The organism is Mesorhizobium sp. 43Arga (genome assembly GCF_053714255.1).
In genome coordinates, this window is sequence record NZ_JBSKBO010000001.1 from 857428 (window position 1) to 882767 (window position 25340).

Sequence of the window (25340 nt, forward strand, 5' to 3'; positions counted from 1 at the left end):
TGCCTTTCGGTGGCGTCTGGGGTTGGTGGTGTCCGGCTAAATTATATACGCTGTACGGAAACGGACAAGGGCACGTGAAGTTCCCAAACGGCATCGTTAAGATCACGGGGGTCAGATGGCGCCGACGCCGCCGTCTATGGCCAGCGCATGGCCAGTCATGAAGGAGTTGGCCGGGTCGGCGGCGAACAGGATGGCGGCGGTGATTTCGTCGACTTCGGCCACGCGTTTCATCGGCACGCCGCGTGTCAGTTCGGCCAACGCCTCTGCCTCCGGCGCACCGGAGGCGCGCACGAAACTATCCACCATTGCCGTCCTGGTGTGGGCCGGGCAGATGGCGTTGATGCGCACACCCTTGGTTGCATATTCGGCGGCCGCCGATTTGGTCAGCCCGACGACGCCATGCTTGGCGGCGGCATAGACCGAGAGTTTCGGCGCGCCGACCAATCCGGCAACCGAGGCGATGTTGACGATGGCGCCGCCCCTGGCCGTCGCCTTGAACTGCCGCTCCATCCGCGGAATCTGGTGCTTCATGGCATAGAAGACGCCGAGCAGGTCGATCTCAAGCACGCGTCGGGCCTCGTCCGATGCGACCTGCGGCAGCCGTACGAAACTCTGGACGATGCCGGCATTGTTGACGGCGACATCCAGCCGGCCGAATCTTTCGACCGCCAGCCTGACCAGATCCTCGGACAGTTTTTCGTCGGCTATGTTGCCGGCCAGGATCGCCGTTTCGGCCGGCAGCGTCGCGGCAAGATCGGCGAGTGCCTTTCCGTCGATGTCCGACAGCACCAGCCGCGCGCCTTCGCCGGCAAAGCCTTTCACGGCACCCCGGCCGAGCCCGCCGGCGGCACCTGTGATCAGCACCGTTGCTCCGTCAAAGCGGCCCATAATGGCTCCCCGTCATGTCTGCGTGTCGATCAGTCTGGCGGCGAGATGCGACAGCAGCTTCACCGCCTCGCCATAGGTCCTGGCCTTTTCGGGATTGGATGCATTGCCGTCCAGCGCGCGCTTGTAGACGCCCTGGCAGATCGCCGCCAATCGGAAGAAGGAGAAGGCGAGGAAGAAGGTCCAGTTGCCAATGCCGCCGAGCCCACGCCGCCGGCAATAGGCGGCGACATAGTCTTCCTCGTAAGGCAGGCCGAGCGCGGCGCGGTCGATGCCGCCGAGGCCGCGAAAGCCGGAAGCGTGCGGCAGGCGCCATTGCATGCATTGATAGGCGATGTCGGCGAAGGGATGGCCCGATGTCGACAATTCCCAGTCGAGCACCGCGATGACCCTTGGCTGGTCTGGCGCGAAGATCAGATTGTCCAGCCGGTAGTCGCCATGCACGAGGGATATCCGGCCGTCATCCGCGGGCAGGTGCGTTTCCAGCCAGGCGATCAGTCGATCCATGTCGGCGATGGGGCCGGTTTCGGAGGCGCGGTACTGGCTGGTCCAGCGTGCCAGCTGGCGTTCGAAATAATTGCCTGGCCGGCCGAAATCGGAAAGCCCCACCGCTTCGACGTCGACATCGTGCAGGGTCGCGAGCGTGCCGTTCATGGCGTCGTAGATCGCGGTGCGTTCATCATTGTCACGGGCCTCGGGCAATGCCGGATCCCAGAAGATGCGGCCATCGAGGAAATCCATGACATAGAACATGCGGCCGATCGGCGAGTCCTCGGCGGACAGATGCAGCATTTCAGGCACCGGAACGGCGGTGCCGGCAAGCGCCTTCATCACACGGAACTCGCGGTCGACCTGATGCGCCGATTTCAGCAACTGTCCCGGCGGCTTGGCGCGCAGCACATAGCGGCCGCTGGCCGCCGTGATGAGATAGGTCGGGTTGGACTGGCCGGATTTGAATTTTTCGATTGAAGCAAGCCCGGAAAAGCCGGGGATTTCCGCCTCGAGGTAAGGCGCAAGCGCTGCCTGGTCGAGCGCGTTGGGGTCGTTCATGCGGTCTCGGGCTGGCGTTCGATCAGCGTCAGCGTCAGCCAGCGGGCGGTCAACGCCGGTTTCTTCGAGCCCTCGATCTCGATCGTCACGTCGTGCGCCGTCTGCACCCAGCCCGAGGGTCTCACCTTGACATCGGCCAGCACGAAACGGGTGCGGATGCGCGCGCCGGTCTTCACCGGGGCCAGGAAGCGCAGCGAATCGAAGCCGTGATTGACGCCCATCTTGCTGTTTTCCAGCGGCGGCATGGTCTCGAACGTCATTGCCGACAGCAGCGACAGCGACAGGAAGCCATGCGCGATGGTGCCGCCGAACGGCGTCTCGCGCTTGGCCCGCTCGGGGTCGCAGTGGATGAACTGGTGGTCGTCGGTGGCGTCGGCGAACTGGTCGATCATGCGCTGCGTCACCACCCGCCATGGCGAAACGCCAACCTCCTTGCCGACACTGGCCAGAAGCACATCGAGACTGATCGGTTCCACGCTCATGTCCTCCAGTTCATCTCCGGCTTCTACGGCCGGAAAATGTCATTCCTTGAACAAGGTCAAGCCATGCTGCACCGACTGCCCGCCGTCGATGGGCAGGATGGCGCCGGTGACATAGCTGCCTGCACGGCTGCACAAATAGAGCGTTGCGCCGGCAATGTCATCCGGTGCGCCAATACGGCCGATCGGAACATGGCCGCCGACATGTCTGGCCTGCTCATCGGTGCCGGTGGCAAAGGCCGTCATGCGGCTCTGGAAAGGGCCGGGGGCAAAGGCGTTGACAGTGATGCGGCGGGCGGCGAATTCGAGCGCGAGCGTCCGCGTCAGATGATGCACCGCGGCCTTGGACGCCGTGTAGGAATAGGCGTCGTCGGCCAGCGGCTGCGTCCCCATCACCGAACCCAGATTGATCACCCGAGCCGGATCGGCATCGCTGGCGGCGGCTTCGAGCAGCGGCAGCAATTCGCGGGTCAGGTGGAAGACGGCGGTGACATTGACGCCAAGCACCTTGGCCCATGCCGAATAGGGAAAACTCTCCAGCGGCGCGCCCCAGGAAACGCCGGCATTGTTGATCAGGATATCGAGTTTGGTGGTCCGCGCCTTGACCTCGGCGACGAGTGCGGCGATGCCGGCCTCGCTGGAGACGTCGCCGGCGAAGCCCTCGGCCCGGCCAGGGGCACCAAGCCCGTTCAGCGCATTGGCAACCCTGATGCAATCCTCGCCCTTGCGCGAAGCGATCATGACGCTGGCGCCGGCCTTGACCAGCGCGGTCGCCGCCATGCGGCCGATACCGGTCGCCGCGCCTGTCACCAGCGCGGTCTTGCCGGCCACCGAAAACAGCTCGTCCAGATAGGCCATTCCAATCCTCCGCGCTTTGCCCTGGGCAAAGAGTTCGCGTTGACAAGGCTATCCGAAGTACGGTCATCCTTGCCACGGGTAAATTGCCGGGCCTCTATGAAGGGTTAGCAGCGATGACGGAGATGAATCTCGGCATGACCGAGCGGCTGAAGCCGATCCACGCGCGCGTTGCGGCCATGGTACGGGACGAGATCATGCCGCTCGACAAGGAATTCCTGGGCGAGGTGGGCAAGGCAGGCGACCGCTGGGTCTACAGCCCACGCCAGAGCGAAATCCTCGAAGGGCTGAAGAGGACCGCCAGGGAGCGCGGCCTGTGGAACTTCTGGCTGACCGGCTCCGAACGTGGTTATGGCCTGTCCACCGTCGAATACGCCTATCTGGCGGAGGAGATGGGCAAGGCGCATCTCGGCGCCGAAACCTTCAATTGCTCGGCGCCGGATACCGGCAATATGGAGGTGCTGGAGCGCTACGGCTCGGCCGACCACAAGAAGGAGTGGCTGGAACCACTCTTGGATGGAAAAATCCGCTCGGCCTATCTGATGACCGAGCCTGATGTCGCCTCGTCCGACGCCACCAACATTGCGATGCGCTGCGAGCGCCAGGGCGACGATTATGTGCTCAATGGCGAGAAATGGTGGGCCTCGGGCGCCGGCGATCCACGCTGTGCCATCTACATCGTCATGGTGCGGACCGGCGGCGACGGCGAGCCGCAGCACCGCCGCCATTCGATGATCCTGGTGCCTTCCGCCACGAAAGGCGTGACCAAGGTCCGCGCCATGCAGGTTTACGGCGACGACGACGCGCCGCATGGCCATATGCACCTGCGCTTCGACAATGTCAGGGTACCGGCAGCGAACCTGATCCTCGGCGAGGGCAGGGGGTTCGAGATCGCGCAAGGGCGGCTCGGTCCCGGCCGCATCCATCACTGCATGCGCGCCATCGGCCAGGCCGAGATGGCGCTGGAGTTGCTGTGCCAGCGCTCCGTGCGCCGCGAGGCTTTCGGCCAGCCCTTGGCGAAACTCGGCGCCAATTTCGACATCATCGCCGAGTGCCGCATGGAGATCGAGATGGCTCGGCTGCTCTGCCTCAAGGCGGCTTGGATGATCGATCAGGGCGATGCGCGCGCCGCTGCCCCGTGGATCAGCCAGATCAAGGTCATCGCGCCGCGCGTCGCGCTGAGGATCACCGACGAGGCGGTGCAGATGTTCGGCGCGCAAGGCATCAGCCAGGACACGCCGCTGGCACGGTCGTGGACGCATCTGAGGACATTGCGCCTCGCCGACGGGCCTGACGCCGTGCATCGCCGGCAGGTGGCCCGGATGGAGCTGAAGAAGTACACGCAGGAGAAGCTCTGAGCAGCAGCTCGGTCCGCTGCGGTTTGGGTCTTCCGCCAACCACCAAGGAGTGTCACCGATGACCATTCCCTCCGAAATGAAGGCATTGCTCTTGGTCGGCGACGGCTACACCAAGACGCCGAGCGGCAGTGCGCTCGAGGCGATGGAGCCCTATCTCGAGCCGGGCAGCATCGCGGTGCCGGCGCCCGGACCCAGCCAGGTGCTGATCAAGGTCAGCCTGGCTTCGATCAATCCCTCCGATGTTGCCTTCATCAAGGGTCAGTACGGCCAGCCGCGCCTTAAGGGCCGGCCGGCCGGCTTCGAGGGTGTCGGCACGGTCGTCGCCGGCGGTGAAGAGCCCTATGCAAAAAGCCTCGTCGGCAAGCGCGTCGCCTTTGCCACCGGCCTCAGCAATTGGGGCTCGTGGGCCGAATATGCCGTCGCCGAAGCGGCGGCCTGCATTCCGCTGCTCGACACCGTGCGCGACGAAGACGGCGCGGCGATGATCGTCAATCCGCTCACCGCCATCGCCATGTTCGACATCGTCAAGCAGGAGGGGGAAAAGGCCTTCGTCATGACCGCCGGCGCCAGCCAGCTTTGCAAGCTGATCATCGGCCTGGCCAAGGAGGAAGGGTTTCGGCCTATCGTCACCGTGCGCCGCGATGAGCAGATCGCGCTGCTGAAGGAGATCGGCGCTGCCCATGTGCTCAACGAGAAGGCGCCGGATTTCGAGGCCACGCTGCGCGAGGTGATGAAGGCGGAACAACCGCGCATCTTCCTCGATGCGGTCACCGGGCCGCTGGCCTCGGCCATCTTCAATGCGATGCCGAAACGGGCGCGCTGGATCATCTACGGCCGGCTCGACCCGGATGCCACCATCATCCGCGAACCCGGCCAACTGATCTTCCAGCACAAGCATATAGAGGGTTTCTGGCTGAGCGAATGGATGCGGCAATTCAAAGAGCGGCGCGGTCCGGCGATCGTGGAGGCGCAGAAGCGTTTTTCCGACGGGCGCTGGTCGACCGACGTGACGGCCGTCGTGCCGCTCGCCGAGGCTATCGCGCGGGTGCCGGTGGAACTCGCCAAGCCCAACGGCAAGGTGTTCATACGACCTTGATGCTGTTCGAAGCGGCGCCGGAAGCCCGAATGCGAGGCTTTCGGAGCCTCTTTCCGGCTAGGATGCTTGAGCGTCCAGCCATCCGCAGCTGCCCGCCGAGATCACAACCGCGTCCTTCAGCCCCCTATGCCTCGCTGCTTTGTCCGTGATATGCCGCCGCCATCGTATGCCGGGACAGGGTTGGACTGAGCCTGTTCCGGGTGTCGCGGGGTGTCTTGATGACGATGTCCAAGCCGGTTTTCGACCGTTTGGGATTTGGCCTTTGGATCGGGGCGTTCCTGATCGTGCTTGTCATGGTCTTGTGGTCTCCCCACACGCGGACGGTCTGGCAAGCCTATGTAGACGGGAGCGAGGCGCTGCTGGCCCGCCAGCCGCTCTACAATACCCAGTCCGAGATGGGGTATCTCTACGCGCCGGCCTTTGCTGCGCTCTATGTTCCGTTTGTGAAGCTCGGTCCGCATCTGGGCGGCCTGGTGTGGCATATTATCGGCTTCGCGGTGCTTACCTTTGCCGCGATGCGGCAGGTGCGCAAGCTCGGCGGCGAGGAATTGCCATGGCTGCTTTCCTTCGGGCTGTTCCTGGCCCTGCCCATGGCGCTGGGGGCGATCCGCAACGGCCAGGCGACGATCCTGCTGACCGGCGCCTGCTGGCTTCTCACCTTGTCGGCGCTTGAAGGACGGCGTGCCGAAACCTTCTTCTGGGCCTCGGTCGCGATCATCGCCAAGCCGACCGCGATCATCATGCTGTTGTTGGTCGGCGCCCTGCGCCTGCGGCTGATTCCGGTGCTGGTGCTGGCGGTGCTGTTCGTGCTCGCCTTGCCCTACGCCTTCGCTCCCGCGAGCTATCTCAACGACCAGTATCGTGTTTTTGGCGGGATGTTGACCTCGATGGCTGTCGACAACACCAGCCATTTTGTTCCCACCGACTTCACGGCGCCCTTCACCAAAATCGGGCTGCCGATCCCGGAATTCAGCGCCACGATCGTTCGCATCGTCATGGCCCTGTTCACACTTTCAGCCGTCATCTGGTTCGACCGCACGCTGGAACGCGGAAGAGCTGGTCTCGCCATCTTCCTGACGGCCACCTTCTATATGTGCGTCTTCAACCCGCGCGTCGAGCCCAACACCTATGCCATGATCGCCGTGCCGGCCGGTCTCGCTATCGCCTTGTTGTGGCGCGAGGAACGAGGCGGTGTCCTGGCTTCGGTGCTGTCCGTGATGCTGTTCCTGACCGGATTGACGGGCGTCGAACGTCACATCCATGATTTCCTCTACCCCTGGTTCCGGCCGATCGCAGTCACCCTCATTGCCGGTTCCCTGATCTGGTGGTTCTGGGCGAGATCAGGCGATAAGGGGGCGCGAGACAAGGTGGCGCGAAACAAGGTGATGAATGAAAGGCCTGTCGCAAATGGCTGAGTCGCGGCCCGTGCTCGATATCGTCGCGCCGTTCTTGAACGAGGCGCAATCGGCATCGGCCTTTGCCGCATTGCTCGACAAGCTCGAAGCCGAGGTGGCGCAGCGTTTCGGCATGCAAGTCCACAAGATCCTGGTGGACGATGGCAGCCGCGACGACGGCGCCGAGCGATTTTCTCAGGCGCTGTCGGGTTCCTGGGAGATCGTGCGGCTCAGCCGCAATTTCGGCAAGGAGGTCGCGGTGCTCGCCGGTCTCGACCAGTCGCGCGGCGACATGGCGCTGGTCATGGACGCCGATCTGCAGCATTCCATGGACACCAGCCTGAAGATGATCGCCGAGCTGGTGGAAAATCCCGATATTGACGTCGTCTTCGCGCAGAACGACCGCCGCGAGGCCAGTTGGCGGCGCAGCCAGCTGGCGAAGCTGTTCTACGGCCTGATCAACAGCAGCCAGCGTTTCGACATTCCAGAAAATGCTGGCGACTTCCGCGTCATGCGCGGCGCCGTGGTGCGCGCGCTGACCAGCCTGCGCGACAAAAGGCGCTTCAACAAGGGCCTGTTCGCCTGGGCCGGCTTCCGCCAGAAAGCCATAGCCTATTCGCCGGAGAACCGTGTCACCGGCACATCGAAATGGAGCCGGCTCAACCTGATCGCCTTCTCGCTGGAAGGGTTTACGTCCTTTTCCGTCATCCCGCTGCGCATCATAAGCCTGAGCGGGATGCTGGCGGCGCTGGCGGGCATGATCTACGGAGCCAAGGTGTTCTTCGAGGTGCTGTTCTACGGCATCGCCGTCCCCGGCTACCCCAGCCTCATGGTCGCCGTCGTCCTGCTCGGCGGCCTCAACCTCACCTTGCTCGGCCTGATCGGCGAATATGTCTGGGTCACGCTTTCGGAAAGCAAGGACCGGCCGGTGTATATCGTGCGCGATGTCGTGCGCGCCGACGGTTCGGACAGGCCGCCAGGCGCGTCCGGCGCATGACGCGGCGCATCCGCCTGATCGCCGACGACTACGGCCTGGCGCCCGGCGTTTCCGCCGGAATTCTCGACCTGCTCGATCGCGGCCGGCTGACCGGCACCAGCTGCATGACCGGCTTTCCGGAGTGGCTTGATGCGGCTGCGCGCATAAAGCCGCTGTGCGGCCGCGCGGCGGTCGGGCTGCACCTGACCCTGACGGACCAACCGGCTGTCACCGGGCGGTCGAGCCTGGCGCCGGAAGGCCGGCTGCCGCCGCTGCGTTCGCTGGCGCTGCCGGTGCTGCGCGGCAAAATTGACGAGCGCGATGTCCATGCCGAGCTCGACGCGCAGTACAGCCGCTTCGTCGAGGCGCTCGGCCGCCAGCCTGACTTCATCGACGGGCACCAGCACGTGCATTTCCTGCCTGTCATGCGCACATGGCTGCGGGCGCGTTTTCCTGAAGCTGGCGGCAGGCCGGCGCTGCGCGGCGCGCCTGCCTTAGGCAATGCCGTTGTGGCGCCGAAGGTCGCGGCAATCGCTGCCGTGGCCGCCGGCTTCGACCGCTCGATGACGCGCGCCGGCTTCATCCTTTTCGCGCCGCTGACCGGCATCTATGACTGGCGGCAACCCGAACGGTTCGCGCCGGCTCTGCAGGCCGCTGTCGAGACACTGCCGGAACGAGGCCTGTTCATGTGCCATCCCGGCCATGTCGACGAGATGCTGCGGGGGCGCGACCCGATGCAAGGCGCGCGCGAGGTGGAATACGCGACGCTGGCTTCGGACGCGTTCGGTGCGAGCCTCGCCCGCGCCGGCGTCGAAATCATGGGCGGCAAGGGATGAGCGGCGCCGACCAGCCCAGGCGTTCGACCGGCAGCAAGATCATGCGTTTTGCCATTGTCGGGTTGGCGAACACGGCCATCGACCTTGCCGGCTTTTTCCTGCTGCTCAAACTGCATGTCCCGCCGCTGCCGGCCAATGTCGTCTCATGGTCGATCGCCGTCATGTTCTCTTTCGTGGCGAATGGCTTCTGGTCGTTCGAGCGCAACCAGGCCATTCGGCTGCATGACGCCTTCCTGCGTTTCGTCTCGCTTGGGGCATTGATTTCGCTCGGCGTCTCCAGCCTGTCGATCGCGCTGTTCGCCGGCATTGCCGGCGTGTGGCCGGCGAAGATCGGAGGTGTCATCGTGGCGGCGGTGCTGAATTTCCTTGCCGCGCGCTGGTCGATCGAAGGCCGGCTGCTGAAATAGCAGCTACTGCGCCGGCTCCACACCGACATAAGCGGCTTGCTCGAGCCCACGCTTGAGGCGTGTTTCCTCATGGGTCTTCGGCGTGACGAAGCGGCCAAGCAGGAGATAGGCGACCAGCGTCAGGAACAGTGTCTAGATGGTGGCCAGCCCCAGCCCGCCGACGATGACCAGCCGAGCGCCACGCGTGCCTCGGCTCCCGCGCCCGCCGCCAGCACCAGTAGCACGCCGCATGGGCTTTGGAAAAAGCGCCTTCTATCACCGACCGCGCCATCTCCTCTCGACGCAGCGGCGTGAGACGGGCATTCTTGTGGATGTTCATTCGGACCCTCCGATGAGTGCTGAAGCCTGGTAACTCCAGTCTCCTCGGGCTGGTCCGAATGGACAACCTCCTGAAAGCTTACAGCTAGCCGGTCTTGAGCATGTCGATCACGGCGCGCAGGCCGGCGGAGAGATACCGCCGGCTGGGGTAGTAGAGAAACAAGCCATCGTCAGGGGCACACCAATCGTCGAGGCAGCGGATTAGCGCACCGCTTGCCAAGTGACGCATCACCCGGTTGTCCCAGACATAGGCGAGGCCACAGCCTTGTAACGCTGCCTCGACCATGAGTTCCTGGTCATCGAGAGTGATGGGACCATTGACTTCAACATCAACAGCCTCGCCATTCTTCTCAAACTGCCAGTTGTAGATGGCGCCGCTGGGATAGCGATACCGGATGCAAGCGTGTTCGCGCAGGTCGGCGGGCATGACTGGTGTCTTGCGCCCGGCAAGGTAATCGGGGGAGCCGACGACCGAGAAGCGCAGGGTGGGCTTGATATGAACGGCGATCATGTCCTGCATCAGCCGCTCGCCAAAGCGGATACCGGCGTCGAAGCCGCCCTCGACGATGTCGACCAGCCTGTCCGTTGCCACAATGTCGAGGTGAAGGCCCGGATTCTGCTTGAGCAAGGGTCCCATCACGTCATGCAGGACAAAGGGCGCGATCGAGTTGGGGACGTTGATCCGAACCGTGCCGAACGGCGTACCCCGGAAGGAATTGAGGCTGTCGAGCGCTTTTTCGATCTGGCCAAAGGCGGGATGCAGCTCTGAGAGAAATCGTGCGCCCGCTTCGGTCAGCGATACGCTGCGTGTGGTGCGGTGGAACAGCCGCACTCCCACGCGTTCCTCCAGGCTACGGATCGTGTGGCTGATCGCCGAAGCCGCCACGCGCCGCTCGACCGCGGCCTGCTTGAAGCTCCTGTGGCGGGCGACGGCCAAGAAGGTCGACAACTCGGCAAGCTCGGTTCCGTGCATGACGTGGCGTCTCTAATTAATATCCTACATTCACTACTCTAGTCAAAATTCATCGACTAATCATCACTATTTGGACCGCTTAGATAACGAGCACCGGCGGATTGGCCCCATCAAATTGGCGCCCGGCCGGGCGAGGCATTCAACAGATGGAGGTCATCATGACCAAGACGCCGTTCAAGACACTTGAAGGTAAGGTCGCACTCATTACAGGAGCAAGTTCCGGCATCGGCCGCGCCACCGCCGTTGAACTTGCGCGCCGTGGGGCAAAGGTGATTGCGAGCGCTCGGCGCGCTTCTGAAATTGAAACTCTCGTCGCCAACATCGAGAATGAAGGCTTTGAAGCGACCGCTGTGGTTGCCGACGTCAATGTCGAGGAGAGCGTGATCGACCTGGTCGCCAAAACGATCTCGACCTACGGCCGGATCGACATCGCCTTCAACAATGCCGGCACGGAGGGCATGTTTTCGCCATTCGTCGACCAAACCAACGAAACCTATGACACCATCTTCAACGCCAATGTCCGCGGTGTCTTCTGGTCGATGAAGCACGAGGTGAAGGCGATGCTGGCCCAGGGGGGCGGCACCATCATCAACAACGCCTCCATGGGGGGCGTGATCGGCTTCGCCAACGCAGGCCTCTACATCGCCAGCAAGCACGCCGTACTCGGCTTGACGAAAACCGCGTCGATCGAGCTGTTCAAGCAAGGCGTCCGCGTCAACGCTATCAATCCCGGTATAATCGACACGCCATTCCAGGATCGCATCTGGCCGAGCACCGAGGCAAAGGACGCCTTTGCGGCATCGACCGTGCCAGGCCGGGCGGGGTCACCCGAAGAGATGGCGGCAGTCGTGGCCTTCCTCGCCTCGGATGACGCCTCGTTCGTCTCCGGCCATGGCCTGCTTGCCGATGGCGGCTATTCGATCGCCTGATCGTGCCGACCGCAACTTGGGCCGGCCGTTGTCCGAGGGTGGCCTGCGCGTCGTCCAGGACCTCGATCCGCCGTCGCGCACCGCCCCGGTGGCCACCAATCCCGACAGAACGAGAACCTAGCGCAGGCCTTCCATCTCGCGGATGCGCCGGGCGCCGTCGGCTTCCAGTTGCCTTGTGACGGCGCCGATCAGCGTTTCGGCGACGACGAAAAGCGCTGCCGAGGAATCCCACGCGGAAGGCACCGCGGTTCGTCCGGCGATGACATGACGGGCGAACCGGGCGATCGGCGACAGCCACTGGTCGGTGAACAGCACGATCTGGACGCCGCGTTGATGCGCCTTCTCGGCGAAGCGGACGAGGCTGTCCTGGTAGCGCCTGATGTCGAAGATCACCAACACGTCGCGCTTGCCCATGTCGATCAGCCGGTCGCGCCACATGCTCTCCTGGCCGGCGAGGTGAAAGACATCGGGCTGGATGACGGCGAGGTGGGCGGCCATATAGCGCGCCAGCGGATCGGTGAAGCGCCCGCCGATGAGAAATGTCTTGCCGCGTCGCTCGGCAAGCCGTGCGGCGATGTCCGCCAGCTGCTTGTCGGAGAGGTGGCGGAAGGTCTCGCGCATATTGTCGAGCGTCGCTTCCAGCATCGGCGAGACCGTGCCGCCGCCGGGCGAGGGCGGGTTGAGCGTGCGTATCGCCGGCGACTGCAGCTGCGCCGCCAATTCGTCCTGCAGGCTCGACTGGAACTCCGGATAATTCTGGAAGCCGAGCCGGGCCACAAAACGCAGGATCGTCGGCGAGGAGACGCCGGCCGCGGCTGAGAATTCGGCGACCGTCTTCAGGCCGATCATCGGATAGCTGGCGATCAGCGTCTGGGCCGCGCGCCGTTCGCCGGCCGGCATCGTGCCGATGCGGTCGGCGATCAGTTCGGCAATGCTGGAAATCATCTTTTTCCCCACCCCTTGGCCTGGCCCATGAGATCGCATTTGACAAAGCCGGGTAAACTGTATGAAATCATTCATAGGGGCGCAATGAGGCAAAATACGTAACATACGATACAGCGCTCCCCGGGGACGGCAGATTATGGAGAAAGCACGGCCCGCCAGCCTTGCATCGTCCGATACCGTGAGGGTGACGAACCCGGGCGGATCGAGCCCTTTCGTGCTGACCTGCGACCACGCCTCCAATTTCCTGCCCGCCGAATTCGGTGCGCTCGGTCTTGCCGCCGAAGACCTGTCCCGCCACATCGCCTGGGATCCCGGCGCGTTGCCGGTGGCAACGCGCATGGCGCAAGCGCTCGATGCGACGCTGGTCGAAACCCGCATTTCGCGCCTCGTCATCGACTGCAACCGGCCGCTCGACGCGCCGGACCTCGTGCCGCAGGTCAGTGAGACGACAGTCATACCTGGCAATGCCGGCCTGTCGGAAAAGCAGCGCGCGGCGCGGGTCGCCCTGTCATGGCAGCCATTTCACAGCACCATCGAACGCATCGTCGAGGAGCGGCTGGCGCGCGGCCAGGAGACCCGGCTGGTTTCCGTGCATTCCTTCACGCCCATCTACAAGGGCCACGACCGGCCCTGGCATATAGGCATCATCCATGACGAGGATCGCCGGCTGGCGTCGCCGCTGATATCGGCGCTCAGGCGACTTGCCGGCATCACCGTCGGCGTCAACGAACCGTATTCACCGGCCGATCGCGTCTATTTCACGCTGGAACGGCATGCGCGCTCGCGCGGGTTGCCCTGCGCGATGATCGAAATCCGCAACGATGAAATCTCCGGTGAGACCGGGCAGCGGAAATGGGCGGATCTGCTCACAGGCATTTTTTCGGATCTGGAACCAGAGGAGGCCACGCGGCCCAGATCGCATTCAGTCAGAAAGTCAGTCCAATCGGCCAGCTGAGAAACAAACAGGGGACTTCCAATGGCAGCACCGGGTTATACAGACGTTGACAAGGCGGAGGACGTAAAGGCCCTCCACAGCATGGGCTACGCCCAGGAACTGGAGCGGCGTCTCAGCCGCTTTTCGAATTTCGCGGTTTCCTTCTCTATCATCTGCATCCTGTCGGGCGGCATCAATTCGCTGGCGCAAGCCACCTCCGGCGCCGGCGGCATCGGCATCGGCATCGGCTGGCTTGTCGGCTGCTTCGTGTCGCTGACTTTCGCGGTGGCCATGTCGCAGATCAGCTCGGCCTATCCGACGGCCGGCGGCCTCTATCACTGGGGGTCGATCCTCGGCAACCGCGGCACTGGCTGGGTGACGGCCTGGCTCAACCTGCTTGGCCTGATCACCGTGCTCGGCGCCATCAATGTCGGCACCTGGACGTTCTTCATCGGCGCTTTCGGACCTGCGCTGGGAATTGACGGTTCGCTGACCAACCAGATGATCTTCCTGGTCGTGGTCACCGGTCTCCAGGCGCTGATCAACCATCTCGGTATCAAGCTGACGGCAAAGCTGACCGACTTCTCGGGCTATCTGATCTTCTTCGGCGCCATCCTGATCGCGGTCGTCTGCCTGATCTTCGCCGAGCATTGGGATGTCAGCCGTCTCTTCACCTTCCACAATTATTCCGGTGACGCTGGCGGCGGTGTCTGGCCGTCGGTTTCGAATGCCTGGGTGTTCGCGCTCGGCCTGTTGCTGCCGATCTATACGATCACGGGCTACGACGCTTCCGCGCACACATCGGAAGAAACCATCAAGGCGGCCTCTTCCGTGCCGCGCGCCATGGTCATGTCGGTCGTCTGGTCGGCCCTCTTCGGCTACCTGTTCCTGGCCGCCTTCGTGCTGATGATCCCGAACATGGACGATGCCGCCAAGCAGGGCTGGAACGTGTTCTTCTGGGCCTTCGACCAGCGCGTTCCCTCCGGCATCAAGGAGTTCGTCTATCTCGTCGTGTTCGTATCGCAGTTGCTGTGCGGTCTCGCCACGGTGACGTCGGCCTCGCGCATGATCTTCGCCTTCTCGCGTGACGGCGGCTTGCCGGGTTCCTCGGCTCTGGCCAAGGTCAGCCCGACCTATCGCACGCCGGTGGCGGCGATCTGGACGGCGTCGATCCTGTCGGTGTTGTTCGTCTGGGGCTCGACACTGGTTTCGGTCGCCGGCACCTCGGCCTACACCATCGTGGTGTCGTGCACCGTCATCTTCCTGTTCCTGTCCTTCACCGTGCCGATCGTGCTCGGCATGTTGGCCTGGGGCACGCCGAAATGGGACAAGATGGGTCCGTGGAACATGGGGCGCGGCGTGTTCATGCTGTTTGCCTTCCTGTCGATCGTGTCGATGATCCTGATCTTCGTCATCGGCATCCAGCCGCCGAACGACTGGGCGCTCTACATCACGGTCGGCTTCTTCATCCTGACGGCGATCGTCTGGTACGCCTTCGAGCGCAACCGCTTCCAGGGCCCGCCGCTCGGCGACATCATCGCGGCGCGCCAGGCGGCGATCAAGGCAGCCGAACAGGCGGTCGGCGAAACCGGCCACTGACATCTCCCATCAAGGCCATGGCCGGCATCGTGCCGGCCATGGTTTCGTTTATCCCCTTTCAATGACCAAGCGCTGGAGTGCCAAAGGAATGGCCGGAAATTTCTCGTTCGATCAGTTGAAGAAAGCGGTCTCCAGCGGCGAGATCGACACCGTGCTGGCCTGCATCGTCGACATGCAGGGGCGGCTGGCGGGAAAGCGGTTCCTGGCGCAGTACTTCGTCGATTCCGCGCATGACGAGACGCACGGCTGCAACTATCTCCTGGCCGCCGACATCGATATGGAGCCGGTGCCCGGCTACAAGGCGGCGAGCTGGTCGAAGGGCTATGGCGATTTCGTCATGAAGCCGGATCTGGCGACGCTGCGGCGCATTCCGTGGCTGGAAAAGACCGCGCTGGTGATCTGCGACGTGCTCGATCACCACACCCATGACGACCTGCCGCATTCGCCGCGCGCCATCCTGAAGAAGCAGGTCAAACGGCTGACGGAGCGCGGCTATATCGGCTATTTCGCTTCCGAGCTGGAATTCTACCTGTTCAACGAGACCTATGATTCCGCCCGCAAGAAGCACTGGCAGGGCCTCGACACCGCCTCGCCCTACATCGGCGACTACCAGATCGGCATCACCACCAAGGAAGAAGGCGTCATGCGCCGGCTTCGTAACGAGATGGAAGCGGCCGGCATCCCGATCGAGAATTCCAAGGGCGAATGGGGTCCGGGCCAGGAGGAGATCAATGTGCGCTACGCCGAAGCGCTCGACATGGCCGACCGCCACGTCATCCTGAAGAATGGCGCCAAGGAGATCGCCGAGTCCGAAGGCAAGGCAATCTCCTTCATGTCCAAGTACAATTACGGACTCGCCGGCAATTCCAGCCACATCCACAATTCGCTGTGGAGCGCGGACGGCAAGACGCCTTTGTTCTTCGACAAGAAGGCGGACTGGACGCTGTCGACACTCGGCCAGCAATGGGCGGCCGGTCAGCTCAAATACGCCAAGGAATTCACCTGGTTCCTGGCGCCCTACATCAACTCCTACAAGCGCTTCCAGGCCGGCACCTTCGCACCGACCAAGATCATGTGGAGCGAGGACAACCGCACCGCCGGCTTCCGCCTGTGCGGCGAGGGCACCAAGGGCATCCGCATGGAATGCCGCATCGGCGGCGCCGACCTCAACCCCTATCTCGCATTCGCGGCGCTGATCGCCGCCGGCCTCGCCGGCATCGACGAGAAGCTCGAACTGCAGAAACCTTTCGTCGGCGATGCCTATCAGGCTTCGCGCCTGCCCGAGATCCCGAAGACGTTGCGCGACGCGACCGAGACGCTGACCAAGTCGAAGATGCTGAGACAGGCGCTCGGCGAGGACGTGCTCGAACATTACGTCCACACCGCCAAGTGGGAGCAGTTCGAATACGACCGCCGGATTACGGATTGGGAACTGCACAGGGGGTTCGAGCGATACTAAACTATGTCGGCGCCGCCCTTGGCCATCGCAGGAATGGCGGGCGGCGTCAAAATCAAGATTTCATGAAGTGCGAGGACTGAAGGAATGACCGAAACGGTCAAGTTGAAATCCCCCATCGATGGCTCGATCTATGCCGAGCGGCCCGTGGCAACGGACCAGGCGGTCAACGCCGCGGTCGAACGCGCCAAGGCGGCGCAGGAGAAGTGGGCGCAGGTACCGATCGTCGAGCGCGGCAAGTACATGCTGGCGATGCTCGAAGCGCTGGTGGCCATGACCGACGAGATCGTGCCGGAAATCGCCTGGCAGATGGGGCGTCCGGTGCGCTATGGCGGCGAGTTCGGCGGCGTCAAGGAACGCACCAATTACATGGTCGAGATCGCCGAACAGGCGCTCAGATCCGTACCGGCCTCCAATCCGAAGGACGGCTTCCGCCGCTACGTGAAGAAGGATCCGCTCGGCGTGGTGATGGTGATCGCGCCGTGGAATTACCCCTATCTGACCGCCGTCAACACCATCGTGCCGGCGCTGATGGCCGGCAACGCCGTCATCCTGAAGCATGCGGCGCAGACGCTGCTGGTCGGCGAGCGTTTTCAACAGGCCTTCGACAAAGCCGACCTGCCAAAGGGCGTATTCCAGAATGTCGTGCTCAACCATGCGCAGACCGAAAAGCTGCTCGGCTCCGGCAAGATCGACCATGTGAACTTTACCGGTTCGGTCGGCGGCGGCCGCGCCATCGAAAAGGCGGCGGCAGGCACCTTCATGACGCTTGGCCTCGAGCTTGGCGGCAAGGACCCGGCCTATGTTCTGCCCGACGCCAAGATGGACCATGCGGTCGCCAATCTGGTCGACGGCGCCTTCTACAATTCCGGCCAGTGCTGCTGCGGCATCGAGCGCGTCTATGTGCACGAGAAGGTCTATGACGAATTCGTCGAGGGCTTCATCGCCGAGACGAAGAACTATGTCGTCGGCAATCCGCTGGAACAGGCGACGACGCTGGGGCCGATGGCGCAGGCGCGTTTCGCCGACCTGATCCGCGAGCAGAAGGCCGAAGCGCTGCGCAAGGGCGCCAAGGCGCACATCAACATGAAGGTGGCTGACGACAAGGCCGGTTCGCCCTATCTGGCGCCGGAAGTGCTGACGCAAGTCGACCACCAGATGAGCGTCATGCGCGAGGAAAGCTTTGGCCCGATCGTCGGCATCATGAAGGTGCGCAACGACGAGGAGGCGATCGCGCTGATGAACGACAGCGCCTATGGCCTGACGGCCTCGATCTGGACGCGCGATACCGAACACGCGGTGGCGATCGGCAACCGCGTCGAGACCGGCACGGTGTTCATGAACCGCTGCGACTATCTCGACCCGGCGCTGGTCTGGACCGGCGTCAAGGATACGGGCAAGGGCGCGGGACTGTCGGCCATCGGCTATGACAACCTGACCCGGCCGAAATCCTTCCACCTGCGCGAAGCCATCTGATTTATCGAAAGACAAAAATGTCCAAGCTCGTCTCCAAATGGAACTACCCCACCACCGTCCGCTTTGGCGCCGGGCGTATCCAGGAATTGCCTGAGGTGCTCGCGGCCACCGGTATCAAGCGGCCGCTCTTCGTCACCGATCCGGGCCTGGCGAAACTGCCGGTCGTCGCTTCGACGCTGAAGATCCTCGACGATGCCAAGGTGCCTTACGGCGTGTTTTCCGAGGTGAAGCCGAACCCGGTCGATTCCAACCTCACCGCCGGCATCGCTGTATTCAAGAAGGGCAAGCATGACGGCGTCATCGCCTTTGGCGGCGGCTCGGCGCTCGATCTCGGCAAGCTGATCGCCTTCCAGGCCGGACAGACGCGGCCGGTGTGGGATTTCGAGGATGTCGGCGACTGGTGGACGCGCGCCAATTCGGATGCGATCGCACCGATCATCGCCGTGCCGACCACGGCCGGCACCGGCTCGGAAGTCGGCCGCGCCGGCGTCATCACCAATGAGGAGACGCACACCAAGAAGGTCATCTTCCATCCGAAGCTTTTGCCGGCGATCGTCATTGCCGATCCGGAACTGTCGGTCGGCATGCCCGCTTTCATCACCGCCGGGACCGGCATGGACGCGCTTGCCCACTGCCTCGAAGCCTATTGCGCGCCGGGTTACCATCCGATGGCCGACGGCATCGCGGTGGAAGGCGTCCGGCTGGTGTTCGAGAACCTGCCGAAGGCCTATGCCAACGGCAAGGACCTCGTCGCGCGCGCCCATATGATGAGCGCGGCCGCCATGGGCGCCGCCGCCTTCCAGAAGGGGCTGGGCGCCATCCACTCGCTGTCGCACCCGATCGGCGCGCTCTACGACACCCATCACGGCATGACCAATGCGGTGTTCATGCCCTATGTGCTGGCCTTCAACCGTGACTCCATCGAGGAGCGCATCGCCCGGCTCGCCGCCTATTGCGGCATCAAGGGCGGCTTCGACGGCTTCGCCAAGGCGATCATCAAGCTGCGCAAGGAGTTGAAGGTGCCGCACGCGCTGCCGGGCCTGATCAAGGGGCTCGACATGGACAAGAAGCGCAAGGCGCTGATCGCCGACATGGCGGTGGTCGATCCGACCGCCGGCGGCAACCCGGTCAAGCTGACCAAGAAGGCGGCGCTGACACTGCTGGAAAACGCGATCGCCGGCACGATCTGACGGCACCAGCACCGCCGAAAATTGATCTGGAAAATCAGGGCAAACGAAGGGGGAAAGGATGAAATGCAAGGCGCAAAGTGATTAGCCGGAAAAATAAGCGACGGCTAATTGCTACAGCCCGTTAAAAAGAGTTAACTTTTTCTGCTGCCGGCCAATGGTTTCATAAAGCTTTCATCTGGCTGTCACATGAAAACGATACCGCATCGCAGGCGTCCAACGGCGTCAGTTCAACGGAGAGAACACATGTTGAAATTCACGGGGAAAGTGCTTTCCCTCTCGGCCGCGACCCTGATGGTGTCGTCGGTGATTTCGTCCGCGGCTTCGCTGGACGATCTCGTCAAGGCCGCGAAGGCTGAAGGCCAGCTCACCACCATCGCGCTGCCGCATGACTGGTGCGGTTACGGCGACGTCATCGCCGGCTTCAAGGCGAAGTATCCGGAAATCACCATCAACGAGCTCAACCCCGATGCCGGCTCCGGCGACGAGGTCGAGGCGATCAAGGCCAACAAGGACAACAAGGGCCCGCAAGCTCCCGACGTCATCGACGTCGGCCTGTCCTTCGGCCCGACCGCCAAGGCCGCCGGCCTGCTGATGCCTTACAAGGTGTCGACCTGGGATTCGATCCCGGACAGCGCCAAGGATGCCGATGGCGCCTGGTACGGCGACTATTACGGCGTTCTGTCGTTCATGGTGAACAAGGACCTGATCAAGGAATCGCCGAAGGACTGGGCCGATCTCCTGAAGCCGGAATTCGCTAACGCCGTCGCCGTCGCCGGTGATCCGCGCGCTTCGAACCAGGCTATCCAGGCGGTGTACGCCTCCGGCCTGTCGACGGGCGCCGCTGCCGGTGAAGCCGCCGGCAAGGCAGGCCTCGACTTCTTCAAGAAGCTCAACGCCGCCGGTAACTTCGTCCCGGTCGTCGGCAAGCCGGCAACGCTCGCCCAGGGCCAGACGCCGATCCTGATCAACTGGGATTACAACGCGCTTGCTGGCCGCGACACGCTGAAGGGCAACCCGCCCGTCGACGTGATCGTACCGAAGACCGGCGTCGTCGCCGGCGTCTACGTGCAGGCGATCAGCGCCTTTGCGCCGCATCCGAACGCTGCCAAGCTGTGGATGGAATATCTCTATTCCGACGAGGGCCAGGTCGGCTGGCTGAAGGGCTATTGCCACCCGATCCGCTTCAACGATCTCGCCAAGAACGGCAAGATCCCGGCTGACGTGCTGGCCAAGCTGCCGCCGGCGGAATCCTACGCCGCGGCCGCGTTCCCGACGCTCGACGAGCAGGGCAAGGCCAAGGAAGCCATCAGCAAGAACTGGGACGCTGTTGTCGGCGCCAACGTCAAGTAAGACTTGAAATCCACCGGGCGGTCGCGAGGCCGCCCGGCCTTTCCTCGAAGACGGTAGCCGGCGCATGACCGATCTCTCGCTCTCAAATCAAACGATTGCCACCAAGCCCGCGCCGCCCAACGAGGCGACCGCATTCCGCCTGCCGACGCAATGGATCGGCGTGGCGCCCTTCTTCATCTTCGCGCTGATGTTCCTGATCCTGCCCACGATCTATCTCGTGATCGGGGCTTTCCAGAACAGTGATGGTCAGCTTACGCTGGACAACATCCTGCAATTGGTCAGCGATCCGTCGATCAGCAGTTCCTACTGGGTTTCGATCAAGATCAGTTTCTGGTCGGCCATCATCGGCGCGTTTGCCGGGCTGGCAATAGCCATCGCCATCGTGCGCGGCGGACTTCCAGGCTGGACGCGCTCCGCGACCCTGACCTTCTCCGGAGTCGCCTCGAATTTCGCCGGCTTGCCGCTCGCCTTCGCCTTCCTGGCCACGCTTGGCCGCGTCGGCATCGTCACGACGCTTCTGCGTGATGTCCTGAACATCAACATCTACGCGATGGGCTTCAATTTCCTCACCACATCGGGTCTGATCGCAGTCTACCTGTTCTTCCAGATCCCGCTGATGGTGGTCATCATCGTGCCGGCCATCGACGGTTTGAAAAAGGAATGGGGCGAGGCGGCCGCCACGCTCGGCGCCACGCAGGCGCAGTATTGGCGCATGGTGGTCATCCCGGTGATATGGCCGAGCTTTCTCGGCACCGTCATCCTTCTGTTCGCCAATGCCTTCGGCGCCATCGCCACGGCCTACGCGTTTGCCGGCCCGGCGCTCAACATCGTTCCCATCAAGCTCTACTCGCAGATCAATGGCGACGTGCTGCACAACCCGCAGCTCGGTTATGCCATCGCCTTCGGCATGATCGTCATCACGGGCTTGGCCAACGTCTTCTACATCTGGTTCCGGACCCGCTCCGAAAGGTGGCTGAAATGAAGTCGGGAAAATTCTGGGCCTGGGTCGTCTTCATCGTCGGCGCCGCCTATTTCTTCATTCCGCTGATGGCGACGGTCGAGTTCTCGCTGCGCATGCGCCGCGGCGTTCATTCCTTCGACGCCTATCAGATCGTACTGGGCGACCCGCGCTTCCAGTCGACCTTCCTGTATTCGGTGGTCGCGGCCATCTTCACCATCATTCTGGGGGTGCTGATCGTGGTGCCGGCGGCCTACTGGATCCGCCTGCGCCTGCCGCAGCTCAGGCCGATCGTCGAGTTCATCACGCTCTTGCCGCTGGTCATTCCCGCCATCGTCATCGTCTTCGGCTACATCAGGATGTACGGCTCGAATTCGCCGCTGCCGTTCCTGGCCAGCAACATGGGTGCCAATGCCTTGCTGGTCATCGGCTACGCAACGCTGGCGCTGCCCTACATGTATCGTGCCGTCGACACCGGGCTGCGCACCATCGACGTGCGGACGTTGACGGAAGCAGCGCAGATCCTGGGCGCCGGCTGGGGCACCATCATCGGCCGGGTCATCCTGCCCAATGTACTGATCGCCGTGCTGTCGGGCGCCTTCCTGACCTTCGCCATCGTCATTGGCGAGTTCACCATGGCCAGCCTGCTCAACCGCCCGGCCTTTGGGCCGTACCTGCAGAACATCGGTGCGAACCGCGCCTATGAACCGGCAGCCCTTGCCATCATCGCCTTCGCCATTACCTGGGGCTGTATGTCGCTCATCCAGATCCTGTCCCGGTTCGCGCCGAAGTCGTCGAACCGCCCGAATTGACCTGAGAGAAAAGCCATGGCCGAGCCATTCCTGTCCATCCAGCACGTGCGAAAGTCCTACGGTTCCAACACCGTGGTCCAGGACTTCAGCCTCGATGTCGAACCGGGCGAGTTCGTCTCGTTCCTCGGACCGTCCGGTTGCGGCAAGACCACGGTCCTGCGCATGGTTGCCGGCTTCGAGGAGCCGTCGGCCGGCAAGATCGTCGTCGCCGGCAAGGACATTACGCGGCTGAAGCCCAACCAGCGCAATGTCGGCATGGTCTTCCAGGCCTATGCGCTGTTTCCCAACCTGACCGTGGCGCAGAACATCGCTTTCGGGCTGAAGGTTGCCGGCATGAACAAGGCCGATGCCGACAAGCGTGTCGCCGAGATGCTCGACATGATCAAGCTGCCGCAGATGGCCGACCGTTATCCCTACCAGCTCTCGGGCGGCCAGCAGCAGCGCATCGCGCTGGCGCGCGCCATCGCGCCGAAGCCGAAGCTTTTGCTGCTCGACGAGCCTCTGTCGGCGCTCGACGCCAAGGTACGCGTGTCGCTGCGTGAGGAAATCCGTTCGATCCAGAAGAAGCTCGACATCACCACCATCTTCGTCACGCATGACCAGGAAGAGGCGCTGTCGATCTCCGACCGCATTGCCGTCATGTATGGCGGCAAGGCCGAGCAGGTCGCTACGCCGTTCGAGATCTACAACCGGCCGGCGACCAAATTTGTCGCCAATTTCGTTGGCACGCTGAACGTGCTCGAAGGCAAGGTCACCGATGCCGCGGCCGGCACGGTGCGGGTCAACACGCAGGAAGTCTCGCTCAAGGGCAAGCTCAACGGCTCGAAGTCCGGCGACACGTTGTCGTTGGCGCTGCGGCCGGAAGCAATCTCGCTTGGCCGCCAGCCTGGCCGTGACTCCAGCCTGACCGGAGAGATATCCGAAGTGCATTTCCTCGGCTCGGTGATCCGGGTCCGCGTCGGCATCGGCGGCAATACGGTGTCGCTCGACACATTCAACAACTCGGCCACCCCGCCGCCCGCCGTCGGCGAGAAGGCCGAGATTTCGTTCTCGTCGGGCGACATGTTGGTACTGCATTAGCGGAGCGAACATCATTGCGCAGCGGTCTCTGATGCGCCGAACAGCGAATCTTGGTCGGCGACGCTCGCAAACCCTCGATGTCGTGGATTCGATGTCTGTAGTGACCAATCGTCGCCGCCGCCCCTCAGTTGGTCGCTTTTGAATCCCAGGGCAGGCCAAGGCTTCGACAATCAGCAATATCCTGCCTCGGGGTACTGCCAACCGTCGCTCTTCGCCGCTACGGTGAGCCATGGCGCTTTTTGAACTCACCCTTGCCCTGCTTTTGACGGCTGTCGCGCTGACCGCGCTGTCGCGGCGGCTGGAGATCCCCTATCCGTCGCTGCTGGCCCTGGCCGGGGTTGGCATCGCCTTCGTGCCTGGCGCGCCGATGATCGAGATCGATCCGGAACTGGCGCTCGCCCTGTTCATCGCGCCGGTGCTTCTTGATGCCGCCTATGACACGTCGCTGCGCGATTTGAAGCGCTACCGGCTGTCGCTGCTGCTGCTGGCGCTTGGCGCCGTCGTCTTCACCACTGTCGTGGTTGCTTTCGTCGGCTGGAAGATGGCCGGCCTGCCGATCGCCGCGGCGATCGCACTCGGCGCCATTGTCGCACCGCCGGATGCAGTGGCGGCCAGTGCCGTTCTCGGGCAATTCAAGGTGCCGCACCGCATCACCGCCATCCTGCAGGGCGAAAGCCTGCTCAACGATGCCACCGCGCTTTTGATCTACCGGCTGGCGGTTTCGGCGGCACTCGGCTCGATCATGCTGAGCAACGCCATTCCGGTGATCCTGTTGTCAACCATAGGCAGCCTGATCGCAGGCTACCTGCTTGGCCGTTTCTCGCTGCTGACGCTTACCCGGATCGAGGATGCGGCGAGCAGCACCGTGGTGCAGTTCGCCGGGACATTCGGCGTGTGGATCCTGGCCGACAAGCTCGGTCTTTCCGCCATCATCACCATCGTCGTCTATGCCATCACGATCGCGCGCAGGGCGCCGCGCCGCATGTCGGCGCGACGCCGCGTCAGCACCTATTCGGTCTGGGAGTCGGCTGTCTTCGTTCTCAACGTGCTCGCCTTCGTGCTGATGGGCTTGCAGGCACGGTCGATCGTCAGCCGGCTTTCCGGCGAAGGGCAAGGCGAGGCCTTTCTGTTTGCGGCGACAGTGCTGCTCGTCGTCATCGTGGCACGCCTCGCGTGGGTGGCGAGTTATGTTGCGATCATACGGTGGTTTGCCAGTTTCGGCAGCAAAGACAAAAAGCGGGACTTGCCGACGTTTGGCGGCGCCGTGCTGGTCGGCTGGTGCGGTATGCGGGGGCTGGTGACGCTGGTCGTGGCCATTGCCCTGCCGGCCGGCTTTCCCGGACGCGACCCGATCGTGCTTGCCGCCTTCGCGGTGGTTCTGGGCACGCTGGTGCTGCAGGGGATGACGCTGAAGCCTCTGCTACGGATACTCAACTTCGACCCGGACAGAACGGTCGACAATGAGGTGGCGCAGGCGCGTGTCGCTGTCATGCAGGCGGCACTCGACGTGCTGAGCCGCAAGACCTCGGCCGCGGCGGCTGTCGTGCGCGAGCAGTACGAGGCCCAGCGCGTGATTGCGGAAAACCCGGAGGACGCACAGGCGGCAACCGAATATGACCGGTTGCGCCTCTACGCCATCAACCGCCAGCGCGACACGCTGGAGGAATTGCGCAGCAACGGCACGATCGGCGATGAAGCCTATCACCGGCTTGAGGAAGAAATCGACTGGGCGGAACTGGCGGCGTCACCGGCAGGCCGGTTCCAGCCGCTGACGACGGATTAGGGCGGATCAACGACAAAGCTGAACCGGCCGCGTTCGTCGGATCAGTTCACCGTTTCACGGAGAACGGCTCAAACTTTTTGTTTTGACGCAATTCCCAAGGGAAAGCGCTACGCGCTTTTCCCGGGAAAACCGCCCACACTTTTGGAATTGCCCCGAGTGCCTCGCGGCGTTTTCCAGCGCTCGGAGGATACCGGGGCGATC

At 63.3% G+C, this 25340-nt stretch carries 23 protein-coding genes and 2 pseudogenes; 17 read left to right on the forward strand and 8 right to left on the reverse strand.

The window, feature by feature from the left end; all coding sequences use genetic code 11:
- Positions 1-111 precede the first annotated feature (111 nt).
- Genes ACWGS8_RS04290 through ACWGS8_RS04305 form a run of 4 tightly spaced genes read right to left on the reverse strand, consistent with a single transcriptional unit; the run spans position 112 to position 3272 of the window.
- The gene (locus ACWGS8_RS04290; protein ID WP_454579745.1) at positions 112-888 is read right to left on the reverse strand and encodes an SDR family NAD(P)-dependent oxidoreductase; all 777 of its coding nucleotides are present in this window, start codon (positions 886-888) and stop codon (positions 112-114) included.
- A gap of 12 nt (positions 889-900) precedes the next feature.
- The gene (locus tag ACWGS8_RS04295) at positions 901-1935 is read right to left on the reverse strand and encodes a phosphotransferase (protein ID WP_454579746.1); all 1035 of its coding nucleotides are present in this window, start codon (positions 1933-1935) and stop codon (positions 901-903) included.
- Positions 1932-2417: a MaoC family dehydratase gene (locus ACWGS8_RS04300; RefSeq protein ID WP_010911413.1), complete on the reverse strand. Its 486-nt coding sequence runs from the start codon at positions 2415-2417 to the stop codon at positions 1932-1934. The genes ACWGS8_RS04295 and ACWGS8_RS04300 overlap by 4 nt, the downstream gene beginning before the upstream one ends.
- A 39-nt stretch (positions 2418-2456) precedes the next feature.
- Positions 2457-3272 carry an SDR family oxidoreductase gene (locus tag ACWGS8_RS04305; protein ID WP_454579747.1) on the reverse strand — a complete coding sequence of 272 codons (816 nt, stop codon included), beginning with the start codon at positions 3270-3272 and terminating at the stop codon, positions 2457-2459.
- A gap of 113 nt (positions 3273-3385) precedes the next feature.
- Between ACWGS8_RS04305 and ACWGS8_RS04310 the strand changes: the two genes are divergently transcribed.
- The 6 genes from ACWGS8_RS04310 to ACWGS8_RS04335 all read left to right on the forward strand — a co-directional run bounded on the left by ACWGS8_RS04310 (position 3386) and on the right by ACWGS8_RS04335 (position 9336).
- Positions 3386-4627, forward strand: coding sequence for an acyl-CoA dehydrogenase family protein (locus ACWGS8_RS04310; protein WP_454579748.1), 1242 nt, complete (start codon positions 3386-3388; stop codon positions 4625-4627).
- A gap of 58 nt (positions 4628-4685) precedes the next feature.
- A complete protein-coding gene (locus ACWGS8_RS04315; protein ID WP_454579749.1) occupies positions 4686-5723 on the forward strand; it encodes a zinc-binding dehydrogenase in 1038 nt (345 codons plus the stop codon).
- A gap of 218 nt (positions 5724-5941) precedes the next feature.
- On the forward strand, positions 5942-7138 hold the full coding sequence (locus tag ACWGS8_RS04320; RefSeq protein WP_454579750.1) for a glycosyltransferase family 87 protein: 1197 nt from the start codon (positions 5942-5944) through the stop codon (positions 7136-7138).
- A complete protein-coding gene (locus ACWGS8_RS04325; protein WP_454579751.1) occupies positions 7131-8114 on the forward strand; it encodes a glycosyltransferase family 2 protein in 984 nt (327 codons plus the stop codon). The genes ACWGS8_RS04320 and ACWGS8_RS04325 overlap by 8 nt, the downstream gene beginning before the upstream one ends.
- A complete protein-coding gene (locus ACWGS8_RS04330; protein WP_454579752.1) occupies positions 8111-8929 on the forward strand; it encodes a ChbG/HpnK family deacetylase in 819 nt (272 codons plus the stop codon). The genes ACWGS8_RS04325 and ACWGS8_RS04330 overlap by 4 nt, the downstream gene beginning before the upstream one ends.
- On the forward strand, positions 8926-9336 hold the full coding sequence (locus ACWGS8_RS04335; protein WP_454579753.1) for a GtrA family protein: 411 nt from the start codon (positions 8926-8928) through the stop codon (positions 9334-9336). Before ACWGS8_RS04330 ends, ACWGS8_RS04335 begins: the two co-directional genes overlap by 4 nt.
- A gap of 3 nt (positions 9337-9339) precedes the next feature.
- Here the strand turns inward: ACWGS8_RS04335 and ACWGS8_RS04340 are convergent.
- From ACWGS8_RS04340 to ACWGS8_RS04350, 3 genes and pseudogenes are all read right to left on the reverse strand, one after another.
- Positions 9340-9563, reverse strand: a pseudogene (locus tag ACWGS8_RS04340) (hypothetical protein); the annotation flags it as partial.
- A pseudogene (locus ACWGS8_RS04345) lies at positions 9560-9655 on the reverse strand (IS481 family transposase); the annotation flags it as partial. The pseudogenes ACWGS8_RS04345 and ACWGS8_RS04340, both read right to left, overlap by 4 nt.
- A gap of 84 nt (positions 9656-9739) precedes the next feature.
- Complete coding sequence (locus ACWGS8_RS04350) at positions 9740-10627, reverse strand: LysR family transcriptional regulator (protein WP_454579754.1); 888 nt, start codon at positions 10625-10627, stop codon at positions 9740-9742.
- Between the two features lie 158 nt (positions 10628-10785).
- Here ACWGS8_RS04350 and ACWGS8_RS04355 point away from each other — a divergent pair, with 158 nt between their 5' ends.
- On the forward strand, positions 10786-11556 hold the full coding sequence (locus ACWGS8_RS04355; RefSeq protein ID WP_454579755.1) for an SDR family NAD(P)-dependent oxidoreductase: 771 nt from the start codon (positions 10786-10788) through the stop codon (positions 11554-11556).
- A 117-nt stretch (positions 11557-11673) separates the two neighbouring features.
- Here ACWGS8_RS04355 and ACWGS8_RS04360 read toward each other — a convergent pair whose 3' ends face one another.
- Complete coding sequence (locus tag ACWGS8_RS04360; RefSeq protein ID WP_454579756.1) at positions 11674-12501, reverse strand: MurR/RpiR family transcriptional regulator; 828 nt, start codon at positions 12499-12501, stop codon at positions 11674-11676.
- Positions 12502-12637: 136 nt separating this feature from the next.
- Here ACWGS8_RS04360 and ACWGS8_RS04365 point away from each other — a divergent pair, with 136 nt between their 5' ends.
- The 10 genes from ACWGS8_RS04365 to ACWGS8_RS04410 all read left to right on the forward strand — a co-directional run bounded on the left by ACWGS8_RS04365 (position 12638) and on the right by ACWGS8_RS04410 (position 25139).
- Complete coding sequence (locus ACWGS8_RS04365) at positions 12638-13456, forward strand: N-formylglutamate amidohydrolase (RefSeq protein WP_454579757.1); 819 nt, start codon at positions 12638-12640, stop codon at positions 13454-13456.
- 21 nt (positions 13457-13477) lie between these two features.
- Positions 13478-15034 (forward strand): amino acid permease, encoded by a 1557-nt coding sequence (locus ACWGS8_RS04370; RefSeq protein WP_454579758.1) that lies wholly within the window; start codon positions 13478-13480, stop codon positions 15032-15034.
- A gap of 88 nt (positions 15035-15122) precedes the next feature.
- Entirely contained in the window at positions 15123-16493 is a 1371-nt protein-coding gene (locus ACWGS8_RS04375; RefSeq protein WP_454579759.1) for a glutamine synthetase family protein, read from the forward strand.
- Positions 16494-16577: 84 nt separating this feature from the next.
- Complete coding sequence (locus ACWGS8_RS04380) at positions 16578-17966, forward strand: aldehyde dehydrogenase family protein (protein ID WP_454579760.1); 1389 nt, start codon at positions 16578-16580, stop codon at positions 17964-17966.
- Between the two features lie 17 nt (positions 17967-17983).
- A complete protein-coding gene (locus ACWGS8_RS04385) occupies positions 17984-19156 on the forward strand; it encodes an iron-containing alcohol dehydrogenase (RefSeq protein ID WP_454579761.1) in 1173 nt (390 codons plus the stop codon).
- 243 nt (positions 19157-19399) lie between these two features.
- Positions 19400-20506 (forward strand): ABC transporter substrate-binding protein, encoded by a 1107-nt coding sequence (locus ACWGS8_RS04390; protein WP_454579762.1) that lies wholly within the window; start codon positions 19400-19402, stop codon positions 20504-20506.
- Between the two features lie 64 nt (positions 20507-20570).
- Positions 20571-21488: an ABC transporter permease gene (locus tag ACWGS8_RS04395; RefSeq protein WP_454579763.1), complete on the forward strand. Its 918-nt coding sequence runs from the start codon at positions 20571-20573 to the stop codon at positions 21486-21488.
- The gene (locus ACWGS8_RS04400; protein ID WP_454579764.1) at positions 21485-22276 is read left to right on the forward strand and encodes an ABC transporter permease; all 792 of its coding nucleotides are present in this window, start codon (positions 21485-21487) and stop codon (positions 22274-22276) included. Before ACWGS8_RS04395 ends, ACWGS8_RS04400 begins: the two co-directional genes overlap by 4 nt.
- A 15-nt stretch (positions 22277-22291) precedes the next feature.
- Complete coding sequence (locus tag ACWGS8_RS04405; RefSeq protein WP_454579765.1) at positions 22292-23356, forward strand: ABC transporter ATP-binding protein; 1065 nt, start codon at positions 22292-22294, stop codon at positions 23354-23356.
- Positions 23357-23585: 229 nt separating this feature from the next.
- Positions 23586-25139 carry a cation:proton antiporter gene (locus ACWGS8_RS04410; RefSeq protein WP_454579766.1) on the forward strand — a complete coding sequence of 518 codons (1554 nt, stop codon included), beginning with the start codon at positions 23586-23588 and terminating at the stop codon, positions 25137-25139.
- Positions 25140-25340: the final 201 nt, after the last annotated feature.